Genomic DNA, 422 nt, shown 5'->3' on the forward strand with positions numbered 1-422 from the left:
GTCGCCGTGCAGCCGGCCGGCCTGCAGCAGCTCCCACATCACCGCCGGCACGCCGCCGGCGCGGAAGAAGCGCTCGCCCAGGTACTTGCCGGCGGGCTGCATGTTGACCAGCAGCGGCAGGTCGTAGGCATGGTCCGTCCAGTCGCGCGGATGGAGTTCGACGCCGGCATGGCGCGCCATCGCCTGGATGTGCACCTGCGCGTTGCTGGAGCCGCCCGCGCAGCTGACCACCGCCAGCGCGTTGAGGAAGCTCTCGCGGGTGAGCACGCGCGAGGGGCGCAGGTCTTCGTGCGCCATCTCGACGATGCGGCGGCCGGTGGCATAGGCCATCTGGCCGCGCTCGCGGTAGGGCGCGGGAATGGCGGCGCAGCCGGGCAGCGAGAGGCCCAGCGCCTCGGCCACCGCGTTCATGGTGGAGGCGG

The 422-nt window shown here is 73.2% G+C and carries 1 protein-coding gene; it reads right to left on the reverse strand.

Features of this window, described 5'->3' with window-relative positions:
- Positions 1 to 422, reverse strand: a 422-nt coding sequence (locus D3242_RS33190; protein WP_208645782.1) for a dihydroxy-acid dehydratase domain-containing protein, incomplete at both ends; no start/stop codon positions are given.

Source organism: Mesorhizobium jarvisii (assembly GCF_003601985.1).
Lineage (GTDB): Bacteria > Pseudomonadota > Alphaproteobacteria > Rhizobiales > Rhizobiaceae > Mesorhizobium > Mesorhizobium jarvisii.